Source organism: Pseudomonas sp. MPB23, from assembly GCF_046605395.1.
Lineage (GTDB): Bacteria > Pseudomonadota > Gammaproteobacteria > Pseudomonadales > Pseudomonadaceae > Aquipseudomonas.
In genome coordinates this window covers 4,049,172-4,062,964 of record NZ_CP176771.1, presented here as the reverse complement: position 1 = coordinate 4,062,964, position 13,793 = coordinate 4,049,172, and the positions used below count along the sequence as shown (strand labels likewise).

Annotated in this window: 12 protein-coding genes; 8 read left to right on the top strand and 4 right to left on the bottom strand. The window is 60.7% G+C overall.

The features are described 5' to 3' along the window. Positions 1–7: 7 nt before the first annotated feature. Together ACLH0J_RS18380 and ACLH0J_RS18375 are read right to left on the bottom strand one after the other, a co-directional pair. Positions 8–1,246, bottom strand: coding sequence for an MgtC/SapB family protein (locus ACLH0J_RS18380; RefSeq protein WP_411388469.1), 1,239 nt, complete (start codon positions 1,244–1,246; stop codon positions 8–10). 40 nt (positions 1,247–1,286) lie between these two features. After that, the gene (locus ACLH0J_RS18375; protein ID WP_411388468.1) at positions 1,287–2,360 is read right to left on the bottom strand and encodes an NAD(P)-dependent alcohol dehydrogenase; all 1,074 of its coding nucleotides are present in this window, start codon (positions 2,358–2,360) and stop codon (positions 1,287–1,289) included. Positions 2,361–2,604: 244 nt separating this feature from the next. Here ACLH0J_RS18375 and ACLH0J_RS18370 point away from each other — a divergent pair, with 244 nt between their 5' ends. The 6 genes from ACLH0J_RS18370 to ACLH0J_RS18345 all read left to right on the top strand — a co-directional run bounded on the left by ACLH0J_RS18370 (position 2,605) and on the right by ACLH0J_RS18345 (position 8,313). Continuing rightward, on the top strand, positions 2,605–3,528 hold the full coding sequence (locus ACLH0J_RS18370; protein ID WP_411388467.1) for a universal stress protein: 924 nt from the start codon (positions 2,605–2,607) through the stop codon (positions 3,526–3,528). 198 nt (positions 3,529–3,726) lie between these two features. Then, positions 3,727–4,476, top strand: coding sequence for a helix-turn-helix domain-containing protein (locus ACLH0J_RS18365; RefSeq protein ID WP_411388466.1), 750 nt, complete (start codon positions 3,727–3,729; stop codon positions 4,474–4,476). 99 nt (positions 4,477–4,575) lie between these two features. Then, positions 4,576–5,139: an N-acetyltransferase family protein gene (locus tag ACLH0J_RS18360; protein WP_411388465.1), complete on the top strand. Its 564-nt coding sequence runs from the start codon at positions 4,576–4,578 to the stop codon at positions 5,137–5,139. A 190-nt stretch (positions 5,140–5,329) separates the two neighbouring features. After that, the gene (locus tag ACLH0J_RS18355; RefSeq protein WP_411388464.1) at positions 5,330–6,694 is read left to right on the top strand and encodes a sensor histidine kinase; all 1,365 of its coding nucleotides are present in this window, start codon (positions 5,330–5,332) and stop codon (positions 6,692–6,694) included. Next, positions 6,679–7,062, top strand: coding sequence for a response regulator (locus ACLH0J_RS18350; RefSeq protein ID WP_411388463.1), 384 nt, complete (start codon positions 6,679–6,681; stop codon positions 7,060–7,062). Before ACLH0J_RS18355 ends, ACLH0J_RS18350 begins: the two co-directional genes overlap by 16 nt. A 9-nt stretch (positions 7,063–7,071) precedes the next feature. Then, positions 7,072–8,313, top strand: coding sequence for an EAL domain-containing protein (locus ACLH0J_RS18345; RefSeq protein WP_411388462.1), 1,242 nt, complete (start codon positions 7,072–7,074; stop codon positions 8,311–8,313). Between the two features lie 13 nt (positions 8,314–8,326). Here the strand turns inward: ACLH0J_RS18345 and ACLH0J_RS18340 are convergent, their stop codons facing one another. Together ACLH0J_RS18340 and ACLH0J_RS18335 are read right to left on the bottom strand one after the other, a co-directional pair. Continuing rightward, entirely contained in the window at positions 8,327–10,594 is a 2,268-nt protein-coding gene (locus ACLH0J_RS18340; protein ID WP_411388461.1) for a dermonecrotic toxin domain-containing protein, read from the bottom strand. Between the two features lie 216 nt (positions 10,595–10,810). Then, entirely contained in the window at positions 10,811–10,957 is a 147-nt protein-coding gene (locus tag ACLH0J_RS18335; protein ID WP_411388460.1) for a hypothetical protein, read from the bottom strand. Positions 10,958–11,415: 458 nt separating this feature from the next. On the opposite strand from ACLH0J_RS18335, the gene ACLH0J_RS18330 reads away from it, so the two are divergent. Together ACLH0J_RS18330 and ACLH0J_RS18325 are read left to right on the top strand one after the other, a co-directional pair. Then, complete coding sequence (locus ACLH0J_RS18330) at positions 11,416–12,825, top strand: circularly permuted type 2 ATP-grasp protein (RefSeq protein ID WP_411388459.1); 1,410 nt, start codon at positions 11,416–11,418, stop codon at positions 12,823–12,825. Positions 12,826–12,827: 2 nt separating this feature from the next. Then, complete coding sequence (locus ACLH0J_RS18325; RefSeq protein ID WP_411388458.1) at positions 12,828–13,778, top strand: alpha-E domain-containing protein; 951 nt, start codon at positions 12,828–12,830, stop codon at positions 13,776–13,778. The last annotated feature ends 15 nt before the right edge of the window (positions 13,779–13,793 follow it).

The following is a 13,793-nucleotide window of genomic DNA, read 5'->3' as shown; positions in this document are numbered from 1 at the left end:
GCGCCGGCTAGCTGGCCAGTGTGCCCAGCCACATCGCGCCGGTCAGCAACACCTGGCCGGCGATCACATAGGCCGCGAATCGACGCCCGCCGCTGACCCAGGCCACCAGGCACTTACTCACCGAGTTGCAACTGATCGCCAGCAATATGGGGATGGCCGCAGCGTCCAGGGAGAGCTGGCCGCTGGTAGCCAGGGCGGCAATCGAGGCGGTAGACGCGTGGGCGTCGGCGAAGCCGCTCAGGGTGGCGGTCAACATCACGCCCACTTGACCGAAGTGATGCAGCATCACCGATGACACAAACGTAATTCCGGTCAGCATCAACACCATGAGCAGCGCCAGCTTGAGATCGAACGCGCCGCCGACTTCAATGGCCTGGCGGGCCGGCACCGTCCCCGTGCGCAGCATCAAACCCGCCCCGTACAGCAGCGTAGCGGCCAGCCCGGCGAGCAGCGGCCAGGCCATCTTCACCAGCAACGCCGGCCCCACGGTACCGAGGATCATCCCCGCCTGGGCCACCGTCGCTATATTCGAGAAGATCGCCGCAGCTGCGAGCGTGCGTAAGTGGTCCGGCTCCTTGGCGACAAGCCGGCCCATGGTGGCAATGGTCACGGTACTGGAGGCGAACCCCGACGCAATGGCGCCGACGGCGTAGCCGTAACGAGGGCCGAGGGCGCGCACGGCAATATGCCCCACCGCGCCGATCGCCATCAACAACACGGTCAGGGTGCAGATGGTGCGCGGGTTCAGCGCGCCATAGGGGCCGATGTAACGGTCCGGCGCCAGTGGCAACACCACCAGCGCCACAATCAGCAGCAACAGGCCGTCACGCATCTCGGCGTCGGTCAATTGACTGCGGGCGAACTCATGCAGCCTCTGGCGGTACACCAACAGGCCGGCTATGACCACGCCGATGGCCGTGGCCAGCGCGGGAGCGATCCCACACAGGGCGCCGAGCACCAGCACCGTGAACAACGCCACTTCACTGGTAATGCCGGGGTCTTTGTCCTGGGTCTTCCAGTAAGCGGTGCTGGCGAGCACGGCCAGGCACACCGCGATCAATCCCAACAACACGGCGCCGCCGACCTGCAAGGTGACGTAGCCAAGCAGCGCGGTGATCGAATAGGTGCGAAAACCGGCAAAGGCCCGGTGCTCGCCCTGCCCCTTGTGACGCTCGCGCTCAAGCCCCACCAGCATGCCGATGCCCAGCGCGGCGGCGGCGCCGGCCAGTCCCAAGGTGTCTGTCATCCCGGCATCCTTGGCCTCGACTGGCGCCCCACGGGCGCCCTCACGGAGTAATCGCGACTTTCAACACGCCGTCGCGCTGGTGGGCAAACAGCTCATAGGCGGCTTCGATCTCGTCGAGCTTGAAGCGGTGCGTCACCAGGGGCGACAGGTCCACTCCGCCGCTGGCCACCACGGCCATCAAGCGCCGCATGCGCTCCTTGCCGCCAGGGCACAGGGTCGAGACGATGCTGTAATCCGCCAGCCCTGCGCCGAATGCGTCATAGGGAATGTGCAAGTCGCTGGAGTACACCCCCAGGCTGGACACCCGTCCACCGGGGCGCAACACCCGCAGTGCCGACTCGAACGTGCCTTGGGTGCCGAGGGCCTCGATGGCGACATCCGCCCCTCGACCGTCGGTCAACGCCATGATCTGCTCGACCACGTTGCCTTTCTTGAAGTCGACGATATGGGTGGCACCGAGGCCGCGCGCGACGTTCATGCGTTCGGCGACACCGTCCACGCCAATGATCATGGACGCGCCTTTGAGCCGTGCCCCGGCCACCGCACACAGGCCAATCGGGCCCAGGGCGAACACCACCACCGTATCGCCGATGTTCACCTCGCCGCGCTCGGCGCCGGAAAACCCGGTAGACATGATGTCCGGGCACATCAGCACTTGTTCATCGCTCAGGCCGTCGGGGATCGGGCACAGGTTGGCCAGTGCATCGGGCACCAGCACATATTCGGCCTGGCAGCCATCGAGGGTATTGCCGAATTTCCAACCGCCGGCCGCACGAAAACCGTGGCGCGTGTCGGGACCGTCCTGGGAGCCGCAGCCGCACAGGCAGGCATAACTTTGCCCGCTGGGGGTGATGGCCCCGGCAATCACGCGTTGGCCCTCGACGAAACCGCGTACCTGAGAGCCCAGCCGCTCGATCACGCCCACTGGTTCGTGGCCCACGGTCAACCCTTTGGCCACCGGGTACTCGCCACGCAGGATATGCACGTCGGTGCCGCAGATCGTCGTGGTGGTGATCCGCACCAAGGCGTCCAGCGGACCGACTTCGGGGATGGGCTTGTCCTCCAGCACGATGCGGTTTTTCTCAACGAAAACAGCTGCTCTCATGGTTGCCACGGGGGTGATCTCCTGCGCCTGGGAAAATCCGATGGGTGACCAGACTGCCCCGTGCCGCCCCCACACGAGTTGATCACGATCAACTATCCCCGGATTGATCGACCCGCCCGACCGGGTGTCGCTGAGCGTGCCCCAGGCGCAAGCCGACTTGATGCAAATCAAACCGCCGACGACGCCCGACGCCATTATTTAAAGCAGGCATCACTGCCGATGCTATCCACGGGTTACCCAAGGGAGATCGCCCATGTCCGCTCAAGATCGTTACTTGCTGCTGGTTTCGCCATTGATGGAGCACAGCCCGGCGTTCGACCGGGCCGCCGCCCTGGCCAAAGCTGACGGCGCGGCGCTGCACATCCTGGCCTTCGACTACCTGGAAGGTCTGGCCACCGCTGGCCTGGTCAACGAGCAGGCGCTGGAACAGATGCGCATCGGCTACGTGGAGCGTCATCACCAGTGGCTGGAAGATCAGGCCAGGCCCTTGCGCAAACTCGGCCTGACCGTCACCACCGAAGTGGCCTGGGTGGAGCGCCCGTTGCAGGAGATTCTGGTGCGCCTCAAGGAAGAGCCGATGGCCGTGGTGATCAAGGCGTTGGAGCATCAGTCACTGCTGTCGCGGTTGATGTTCACGCCGCTGGACGTGCACCTGATTCGCGAATGCCCGGTGCCGCTGCATTTTGTCAGCACCGCGCTGCACGCACTGCCGCGCAGGATTGTGGCGGCGGTCGACCCGTTTCATCACGAGGAAGCCTATAACAGCCTCAACGATCGCATCCTGCACGAGGCCGCCAAGCTGGCCACGGCCTGCAATGCCGAGGTGGACGTGATTTATGCCCATGACCTGTCGGACCTGAGCGCCCAGCAGTATGGGTTTGGCACCGGCGCCGGGTTTTTCTCTTCGGTGGCCGCCAAACGCCTGTTCGATGAACAGGGCCAGGCGTTCAATGAACTGGCTACACGCAACGGTATCCCGCCGGCGCAACGCCATATGATCCTGGGCAACCCGGCGAAAGTGCTGTCCAGTTATGCCGATGCCTATAACGTCGATGTGATCGTCATGGGGCGCGTCGGTCATCGCGGCTTGTCGCGCCTGCTGGGTAGTACCGCTGAATCGCTGTTGTACAAGATGCCGTGCAGCGTGTGGATGGTCGAACCGCAGATGATCGACTGAAACGGCGTAGATCCGCGCCCCTCGCTGCAACGTTCGCAGCGGGGGAAACCCGCCAATACACTCGTTTGAATAGATGTATTGCGGCACTTTCCGCTCGAATACAACGAGGAACTTGCGGAAGTCGAACTTGCACCTATCTTTTCCTGGCGCTTGGATGTTTAGTGGAAAGAGAATCTCTGTGTGCAAGAGGCTTTCGGCATGAAGTCAACACCTTTTCTTGTACAAGCCCAACATTTAAAAACAGCCTGCGCCAATTGCAGCGTTTTGGAGTTGTGCTTGCCCATCGGCCTGACAGAAGCCGAAGTGGGCCGCTTGGATACGCTGATTCCCCAACGGCTCAAAATCAAAAAAGGCACTTCGTTGTATCGCACCGCAGACCCTCTGCGCTCGTTGTATGCGGTGCACACCGGTTTTTTCAAGACTTGCATACTGTCCGTGGACGGTCGTGAACAAGTCACCGGCTTTCAAATGGCCGGGGAAATGCTCGGCCTGGACGCTATCAGCGCCGACAAGCACGCCTGCCATGCCATCGCCCTAGAAGACAGCGAAGTGTGCCCGCTGCATTTCAGTCAACTGGAACGACTGGCCAGTCAGATACCGTCGCTGCAACATAACTTGAACAAAATCATGAGCCGCGAAATCGTTCGCGATCACAGCATGTTATTGCAAATGGGCAATATGAACGCCGACGAGCGACTGTCTGCCTTTGTATTGAACCTGTCGGCGCGGATGAGTCGGCGCGGTTATTCGGCGCGCTCTTTTGTATTACGCATGAGACGCGAAGAAATCGGCTCCTATCTGGGCCTGCGACTGGAGACGGTGTGCCGCAGTATCGCGCAGTTGCGCAAACTGGGCCTGGTGCATATCAGCGGGCGCAACGTCGAGATTCTCGACCTGGCGCAACTCAAGGGGTTTATTGCCGGCTGTCATCGCCATGGTCCGGAGTAACACTGATCTGATCCATATCAGCTTTGCCGTCCGGTAAAGGCGTACAAACCAACTGAAAGGGCGCTGTCCCAAACCCGTCCCATCCCTGGAGGTTACGCTATGCCCACCATTGCAGAACACAACAGGCAAGCCGCTGCCGCCTATGCGGCCATTCCCCATGAACACTGGATCGAACAACTCGACGATGGCCGCCATGTGCTGGTGCGTCCGCTGACGGTCGAAGACCGTGAACGGGAGTACAACTTCATCAAGGGGTTGTCTCGCGAGTCGCGGCACGCGCGCTTTCTGGGGGAAATCAACGAGCCCGGCAAAAACCTGCTCGATCAACTGATGGATGTCGACAATCAGCAACGCGTGGCATTTATCGCGCTGGTGCACGACAACGGCCAGTTGATCGAAATCGGTGTCGCCCGTTACGCCGCCGCCCGTGAGGAAGAATGCGAGTGTGCGGTGACCGTCGCCGACCCTTGGCAGCATCTGGGGCTGGGCCGCATTTTGATGCAGCACCTGATGACCGCTGCCCGCAAAAACGGCTTCAAGTTGATGTACACCGTGGATGCGGCGACCAACACAGCGCTGCGTGAGCTGACCCACGCTCTGGGGTTTCATACCATCACTGACCCGGACGACAGCACCCAGGTGATCAGCAGCATCGTGCTCTGAGCCTCGTCACGCGATAAAAAGGGCGGGCTGCCGCCCTTTTCCGTCATACACCCGTTTGAGTGTATGTGTAACGTGCTGCGCGCGCGATCTGCTATTGTCCAGGGACCTCATCTCCTCCTCATCGCGTTCACGCGATTTTCTGTGAGCATGCTCTGCGGCCCTGTCACCGACGCGGCCAGGCCTGACCTGCATGGAAAACAGCGCAGTGGACAAACCAGCCCTTGGCACCCCGCCCGAAGCCCAATCACGGGCCGAAAAGATCGTCGAGTTCAAACGCCAGAAAACCCTGCTCAAGGCCGGCGCCCTGCAAGACGCGATCTTTAACAGCGCGCACTTCTCCAGCATCGCCACCGACGAAAAGGGTGTGATCCAGATCTTCAATGTCGGCGCCGAACGCATGCTCGGCTATGCCGCCGCCGATGTGCTCAACCGCATCACCCCCGCCGACATCTCCGACCCTGTCGAATTGATCACCCGCGCCGCGGCCCTCAGCCTGGAACTCGACACCCCCATCACGCCAGGTTTCGAAGCCTTGGTGTTCAAGGCGTCCCGTGGCATCGAAGACATCTACGAACTCACCTATATCCGTAAGGATGGCAGCCGCCTGTCGGCCATGGTCTCGGTGACCGCCCTGCGCAACCGCCATGACACGATCATCGGCTACCTGTTGATCGGCACCGACAACACGGCGCGCAAGCAGGAAGAAATCGAGCGCAAGGGTTTTGAACGCGCCCTGGAAGAAAAGAATCTGGAACTGGAACATGCCAGCCACATGAAGTCCGAGTTTCTCGCCACCATGTCCCATGAACTGCGCACCCCGTTGAATGCAGTCATCGGGTTTTCCGAGGCCCTGAAGGATGGGCTGGTGGGCGAGATGAGCGAAGTACAGCGCGAGTACATCGGCGACATTTTCACCAGCGGCCAGCATTTGCTGTCGCTGATCAACGACATCCTTGACCTGTCCAAAGTCGAGGCCGGGATGATGGACCTGGAGCTGGAAGTCGTGGAGCTCGCCGGCTTGCTGGCCAACAGCCTGTTGATCGTGCGCGAAAAGGCCGCCCTGCAGCGTATCCAGTTGAAGCTCGACTGCCAGGACGACTTCGGCACGCTGCTGCTGGACCTGCGCAAGACCAAGCAGATCGTCTACAACCTGCTGGCCAATGCGGTGAAGTTCAGCGAACACGGCAGCTCGGTGACCCTGGCGGTGCGCCAGGTGGCCCGCGAACAGGTCGGCCGGATTCCCGGCGACTGGCCGGTACACGGTTTTGCCTTGCAGCCCAGCGCCCAGCAGTCATTTCTCGAATTGAGCGTCAGCGACACCGGTATCGGCATTGCCGAGGACGACATGGGCAAGCTGTTCAAGGCCTTCAGCCAGATCGACAGCAGCCTGGCGCGCAAATTCGAAGGCACGGGCCTGGGCCTGGCGATGGTCAAGCAACTGACCGACCTGCACGGCGGCAGCGTCGCGGTCGCCAGCCAGGCCGGCCTGGGCGCGCGGTTTGTGGTATGGCTGCCGTTGCACCGCGCCTCGGAGGCCGCATGGCCAACATCCTGATCGTCGAAGACAACGAGGCCAATATGCGCCTGGCGCGACTGTTGCTGGTCAACGCCGGGCACACGGTGCAATGGGCCGCCGATGCCGAGACCGGCCTGACCCTGGCCCGTGAACAGCAACCGGCGCTGATCCTGATGGATATCCAGTTGCCGGGCATGGACGGCCTGGCCGCCACCGCGCTGCTCAAGCGCGATCCGCTCACCGCCCATATCCCAGTGATCGCCCTGACCGCCATGGCCATGAAGGAAGACCGCGAAAAGACCCGGCTGGCCGGCTGCGACGCCTACATCATCAAGCCGCTGCGCTACAAAGAGCTGTACCAGGTGATCGACACACTGCTGCAAGACAACAACACACCCCTCACATGAGTCCTCTCCATGGCCAGCCAACCCGCAACGCTCTTGATCGTCGATGACGAACCGCAGATTCGCAAGCTGCTGGAAACCCTGCTACAGCACGAGGGCTACCAGACCATGAGCGCGGGCAGCGGCGAAGAAGCGCTGGACCTGATTGCACGGCGCCCTCCCGACTTGATCCTGTTGGACATCATGATGCCGGGCATGGACGGTTACGAAGTCGCCAGCCAACTCAAGGGCGACGAGACCACGGCCAGCATTCCGATCATCATGCTCTCGGCCCTGAGTGAATCGAGCGCCCGTATCAATGGCCTGCAGACCGGCGCCGAGGAATTCATCAGCAAGCCCGTGGAACGCATCGAGTTATGGTTGCGGGTCCGCAACCTGCTGCGGCTCAAGGCTCACGGCGACCAGTTGAAAAACCACAGCCTGATGCTCGAACAGCAACTGCGCCATCAGAACGACGAAACCGCGCACATGCATGTGCACGACCTGGCCCGCCAGGATCTGGAAAACGCCCTGCGCCAAGCGGTGGCACGCCAGGAATTCACCCTGCATTACCAACCCAAGATCGAACTGGCCAGCGGGCGGATCTGCGCGCTGGAAGCACTGCTGCGCTGGGATCGACCGGGTTATGGCGCGGTGTCTCCGGCCGTGTTCGTGCCCATCCTGGAAAGCCTGGGATTGATCGTGGCGGTGGGACGCTGGGTGATCGACAGCGTTTGCCAGCAGATTGCAACGTGGCAACGCACCCCGATCGGTGCCGTGGAAGTCTCCGTGAACGTATCCGGCCATCAATTGATCGAGGGCGACCTGATCGCCGACATCGCCTCGGCGCTCGCCACGCTCGGGGTAGCGCCCCATTGCCTGGAGGTCGAGCTGACCGAAGGCTCGCTGATGGAAAACACCCAACACACCATCGCCAGCCTGCAGCGCCTGCGCGCCATGGGCGTGAAGATCTCCATCGACGACTTCGGCACCGGGTACTCCAGCCTGGCGTACCTGCGGCGCTTTCCCATCGACACGCTGAAAATCGACATCGCGTTCATCCGTGAAGTCACCAGCAACCCACAGGATGCGGCCATCACCCGCACCATTATCGAACTGGCCCATAGCCTGAACTTGCGGGTGGTGGCCGAAGGCGTGGAAACCCAGGCGCAACTGGCGTTCTTGAAAGAAGCCGGCTGCGACCAGATTCAGGGCTACCTGTTCAGTCGCCCGCTGCCGGTCGCAACCTTAGAGCGGCTGTTACTGGAGCGCTAGGACGGTTGCCGATCTACAACGGTTTGTTGAAAAGGCCAATGGGGTTCACCCGCCCGCTGTGGAGGTAGAAATCGGTATCCTTGAACTCGCTCACGTCGTACTTCGGTAGCGCCGGGTCATTGCCGAACGGTTTGCGGGTCCGCCCCACCTTGCCGCTCCTCAGCAGGCTGTCGAGCCCTTGCTCCATGGAGGCCTGGGTCGGGAATTTCGCCATCCCGAAGTTCGGGTCATAGAAGAAGAACGATTTATTGTTGTTATCGACGGTGACGCCCGCAATGACCCCATGCCCCTCATCACTGATCCTGAGCGTTTTGGAATGGGGAGCATTGGCCAGTTCGGACATGATCTCCCGATGTGTGAGCCGGCTGACCTTCGCTCCGCTGTGATAGTTATAGGCCAGGTTGGTGTGCAGTGAATCCAGGTCCTTTCTGAATTTGGCCACTGCCGGGTCTTTCGACCGCGCGGCAGCCTTGAACAAGTTGTCGATGAAGACATCTTCCTTGCCTTGCTCGATCGCCAACGCCATCGTGTTCGACAACGCCGCACATTCCCCGGTGCTCAGCACATCGACGTTACTCAAATAGAAGTCCTGGGGCATTCCCCTGGCGCTTCCGCCGGCGGCTTGGGTTTCGGTCTTGAAATGCAGGTAATCATTGAGGCTTTTTGTCGACTTGATTTTCTCCAGACCCTTGACCAGTGCGCCTACTTCTTCAGGTGTCCTCTCTGGTTTCAACGCCAGCGTTTTGATTTCATTGGCTTTCATTCCCGACGAATAGCCCGGAATATCTTCCGGTTTACCGCTGGTATACCCCCGCTCATAAGCCTGGGCTTGGGCACCGCTTTGCATCTCTTCGACCCGGATTCTGAAGTGGTCGTTGAGGTGGATATTAGGCGGGGTGCTATGCCTACCGAACCAACTGTCGAACAGACCGTCGAGCAAACCGTCGACACGCCCGGGGGGGGCGACCTTGGCGACCGAGGGGGGTTCAGGTAGCTCAATGGGTTTATTGAATCGGGCGGGCACTGGCGATGGCTTCGCCGACAGGTTTCTTCTGGCCAGGCTGTCAGGTTTGAGCGCCAGACTATCGGCGAGGTCACGTGTCTCCTGGTCACTGAGGGGCTCGTTTTTAAGCGCTTTGGTCAGCAAACCGCCGAGCATTCTAGCTTGGCCGTAGCTTGGAACGAAGCCCTGGGCGAAGTCTCCGGCGCTTTTGAGATCGGCGTCCATGGAGGCTTTGTCCAGACCGAACACCTTGCCGATCTGGTTGTTTTTGTTCAAATCGACCAGCAATGCGCTGAACGGGTTGTCGAAATACCGCTCAACGGTGTCTGCGGTATTTTTATTCACGCCGAACACCTGCAATGCATCGCCCATCCCGTAAAAAGGATGTTGAAGGTGAGCCAGCAACTCGTCGTAGAGCCCGCGGATATCGTTGGCCCCCACGTTGTTGGCAGCTTCGTTCTGAACCTTGGTTTTGAACTCATCAATGGTCATGGGCATCAGTGGCTTGTGACTGTTCAGGCCGTTCTTCACAAAATAGAAGTTCTTTTTCTGGTCTTCGCCCAGCAGGTTGCCGTAGGCGTCATACATAAATAAGACTTTCTCGCCATCGGCACGTTGCCCGGAATACAGCACCCGCCCTTCAGGACTGAAGCGCTCTTGCTTGATATTCGTCAAACCATTGACTGAACCCGGCGGGGCCGAGGGGGCGTTATCCAGGCGCTTGAAGATATCGCTGCCTTCATTGGCGTAGGGGCCCACGATGGCGTTGATGTCGTCGTCTTTGAAGCGCGTCATCGTATCGATGAGCCGCGCCTGCCTTGCCGGCGACCCGTCCTCGGCAAAGTGCTGACTGAAGGTCTCCAGCCGTTTTGGATCGGCGGCCAGCGCTTTCAACCAGGCGTTCATGTCCTTGAGCGTGTTGAACGCCTGAAACGAGCTGCCCTCTTTCTCCGGGATGTACAGCACGATATTCGGGCCATCGGGTACCGGCGGTTCGCGCTGGATAACCATGATGTCCTTGGCCTGGATGCCATCCACGGCGAAGGTCTTGACCTGCACTTTAGGCAGGCCGCGCTTGCCTGGCGACAATACGGCATCGAGCAGCGCGTTCGCCTCGGGACGCAGGCTGCCGCTGTTCACATCCTTCGTGATGTTTTCGATGAACCTGTCCTGAGTAGTTTTCAACGTATAGGTATCGGCGGCGCGCTCCCAGCCTTTGGAGGACGGCGCAGTGACAACGGGCGTGAGAGCAGATGAGTTTGGCGGTTGGATAGTCATGATCAGCCAAGTGCGAAAGTTTGACGGAGAGATTTCCCAACATCGCGTGATGTCTTCCAGCGATGCTGTCGTTATTGGGTGATCACTGCGTACGAAATTGTTCCAACTTGGGCTGCTACCAGATGTTTCAACGGTTTGAGTCAGATTGAACCCACCGCCGGCTGCGGTCCTCGAACCGGTGCCGGCGGGGTTGCGTCGAAAACGCCTATGAGGGCGTTACTTGGGTGGTTGTGTCTCGCCTGCATCGGCCGTTTCATCGGGCTCGCTGAGCGGCACTTGTGCATCGTCCATCAGTGAACCTGGGTCTTCATTGCCCGGGTCGTTGAGTTCTTCTTCCGGTTCTGTTTGCGGTTTTTCTGACATGACCGTCTCCTTTGTCCGCCTTGGGGGTCGATATCGGCATCGGTTTCAGGCTTGGGCTTGAAGTCTGGACTGTAGTCGTTTTCCGGGACCTCGGGGGCGGCGGTTTCTTGCACCAAGTTGGGGCGCAGGGCTTCACTGGAGGAGCGAGCTTGCTCGCGAAGGTCGCTGACGATGACGCGCGCATTTTGGATAAATGCGGTGTTCTTGGGTTTTTCGCGAGCAAGCTCGCTCCTACGGGGAATTGATAGCGGGCTGAAGGGGGTTTCGGCACAGGCATTGCTTTATGTGTTCATCTGCCCGAATACAGGAACATTCGTTACCCCCCGACCCAGAGCCGACCCCATAAGAAAGTAAGGACCAGGCCTGTTGGCACCCTCTGCCACGGGCTCATAAAAAAATGCGTTTTTTAAAGCGGCAGTGCCACCCAAGGCTTCCTTTGGCACTGACAAGGTAATGAAATGGCTCGATCTTTCTTTGATGAAATGAATGACGCAAACGGCGTGTGCCGTGCGCACTATCAGGATTTCTCCCGCTGGCTGGCCAATACGCCGCCAGAATTGCTGGCCCAGCGTCGTCGCGAAGCCGATTTGCTGTTCCATCGCGCCGGGATCACCTTCACCCTCTATGGCGACGAGCAAGACACCGAACGCCTGATCCCCTTCGACATCATCCCGCGCAGCATCCCCGCCAGCGAATGGAACGTGATCGAACGCGGCTGTATCCAGCGGGTCAATGCGCTGAACATGTTCCTCGCCGACATCTACCACGACCAGCGCATTATCAAGGCCGGGATCATTCCGGCGGACCAGGTGCTGGGCAACGAGGGCTATCAGAAGGCCATGGTCGGCCTGGACCTGCACCGTGATATCTATTCGCACATCTCCGGCGTCGACCTGGTACGCGACGGCGACGGCACCTACTACGTGCTCGAAGACAACCTGCGCACTCCCAGCGGCGTGAGCTACATGCTCGAAGACCGCAAGATGATGATGCGCCTGTTCCCCGAAGTGTTCGCCAAGCAGCGCATCGCGCCGGTGGACCACTACCCCAACCTGCTGCTCAAGACCCTCAAAAGCTCAAGCCGCCTGGACAACCCCAACGTGGTGGTGCTGACCCCCGGACGCTTTAACAGCGCATTCTTCGAACATGCGTTCCTGGCGCGGGAAATGGGCGTGGAGCTGGTGGAAGGCGCCGACCTGTTCGTGCACGACCTCAAGGTCTTCATGCGCACCACCGACGGGCCCAAGGCGGTGGACGTGATCTACCGCCGGATCGACGACGCGTTCCTCGACCCACAGGCGTTCAACCCCGACTCCATGCTCGGCGTGCCCGGCCTGGTCGCGGCGTATTGCGCCGGCAACGTGGTGCTGGCCAATGCCATCGGCACCGGCGTCGCGGACGACAAGTCGATCTACCCCTATGTGCCGGAAATGATCCGCTTCTACCTGGACGAAGAACCGATCCTGCAAAACGTGCCGACCTTCCAGTGCCGCAAGCCGGATGAACTGTCCCATGTGCTGGCCCATCTGCCGGAATTGGTGGTCAAGGAAACCCAGGGCTCCGGTGGCTACGGCATGCTGGTGGGGCCCGCGTCCACCGCCGCCGAAATCGAAGACTTCCGCCAACGCATCAAGGCACGTCCTCATGCATACATCGCCCAACCGACCCTGAGCCTGTCCACCTGCCCCACCTTTGTCGAAAACGGCATCGCGCCCCGGCATATCGACCTGCGGCCCTTTGTGCTGTCGGGCAAGGAAACCCGCCTGGTGCCCGGTGGTCTCACGCGGGTCGCCCTGCGTGAAGGCTCGCTGATCGTCAACTCGTCGCAAGGCGGCGGAACCAAGGACACCTGGGTGGTGGAGGGCTGAGTATGTTGAGTAGAACCGCCGCGGATCTGTACTGGATGTCCCGTTACCTTGAGCGCGCCGAGAACCTGGCGCGCATGTTGGAAGTCAGTTATTCACTGTCATTGATGCCCCAGGCCGGGCGCAACGATGGCCTGGACGAACTGGCGATGTCATTGCTCAGCAGCGGCACCCTGGACAGTTACCTGGAACGCCACCAGCAACTGGATGCCGAGCGCATGCTGCACTTCTTCGCCCTCGACGAAGAAAACCCCGCCAGCATCTACAACTGCCTGCGCGCCGCACGGGGCAATGCCCATGCGGTGCGCGGGCGCATCACCGCCGACATGTGGGAAAACCTCAACGCCACCTGGCTGGAAATGCGCAGCATCGCCGCCGGCGGCCTGGCGCGACATGGCATCAGCCACTTCTGCGACTGGGTCAAGCAGCGTTCGCACCTGTTCCGCGGTGCGACCTCCGGCACCATCATGCGCAACGACGCCTATCGGTTCATTCGCCTGGGCACCTTCGTCGAGCGCGCCGACAACACCCTGCGCCTGCTGGATGCGCGCTATGAGATGTTCGGCGAGGAATCCGAAGAAGTCAGCGACCTCTCGGCACGCGGTTATTACCAGTGGAGCGCCCTGCTGCGCGCGTTGTCATCATTCGAGGCCTATACGGAGCTGTACCCGAATGCGTTGAATGCACGCTCGGTATCCGAGTTGCTGCTGTTGCGCAGTGATGTGCCGCGTTCGTTGCATGCCTGTATCGAGGAACTGAGCCATATTCTGGCGGACTTGCCGGGCAGTTATGGCCGCACCGCGCAGCGCTTGGCCGCAGAGTTCGAAGCGCGGCTGCGTTATACCGGCATCGACGAAATCCTCGAAGATGGCTTGCACAGCCGCCTGACGGAATTCATCGACACTGTGCGCGAGTTGGCGCGGGCGATTCATAGCTCGTATCTGGAGGTGGTCTGAATCAGGCGGCGTAAC

What these genes read in the sequence shown, in the direction of transcription:
- ACLH0J_RS18380 (WP_411388469.1), bottom strand. Translation starts at nt 1,246, where the DNA reads ATGACAGACACCTTGGGACTGGCCGGCGCCGCCGCCGCGCTGGGCATC.
- ACLH0J_RS18370 (WP_411388467.1), top strand. Translation starts at nt 2,605, where the DNA reads ATGTCCGCTCAAGATCGTTACTTGCTGCTGGTTTCGCCATTGATGGAG.
- ACLH0J_RS18365 (WP_411388466.1), top strand. Translation starts at nt 3,727, where the DNA reads ATGAAGTCAACACCTTTTCTTGTACAAGCCCAACATTTAAAAACAGCC.
- ACLH0J_RS18360 (WP_411388465.1), top strand. Translation starts at nt 4,576, where the DNA reads ATGCCCACCATTGCAGAACACAACAGGCAAGCCGCTGCCGCCTATGCG.
- ACLH0J_RS18355 (WP_411388464.1), top strand. Translation starts at nt 5,330, where the DNA reads ATGGAAAACAGCGCAGTGGACAAACCAGCCCTTGGCACCCCGCCCGAA.
- ACLH0J_RS18350 (WP_411388463.1), top strand. Translation starts at nt 6,679, where the DNA reads ATGGCCAACATCCTGATCGTCGAAGACAACGAGGCCAATATGCGCCTG.
- ACLH0J_RS18345 (WP_411388462.1), top strand. Translation starts at nt 7,072, where the DNA reads ATGGCCAGCCAACCCGCAACGCTCTTGATCGTCGATGACGAACCGCAG.
- ACLH0J_RS18340 (WP_411388461.1), bottom strand. Translation starts at nt 10,594, where the DNA reads ATGACTATCCAACCGCCAAACTCATCTGCTCTCACGCCCGTTGTCACT.
- ACLH0J_RS18335 (WP_411388460.1), bottom strand. Translation starts at nt 10,957, where the DNA reads ATGTCAGAAAAACCGCAAACAGAACCGGAAGAAGAACTCAACGACCCG.
- ACLH0J_RS18330 (WP_411388459.1), top strand. Translation starts at nt 11,416, where the DNA reads ATGGCTCGATCTTTCTTTGATGAAATGAATGACGCAAACGGCGTGTGC.
- ACLH0J_RS18325 (WP_411388458.1), top strand. Translation starts at nt 12,828, where the DNA reads ATGTTGAGTAGAACCGCCGCGGATCTGTACTGGATGTCCCGTTACCTT.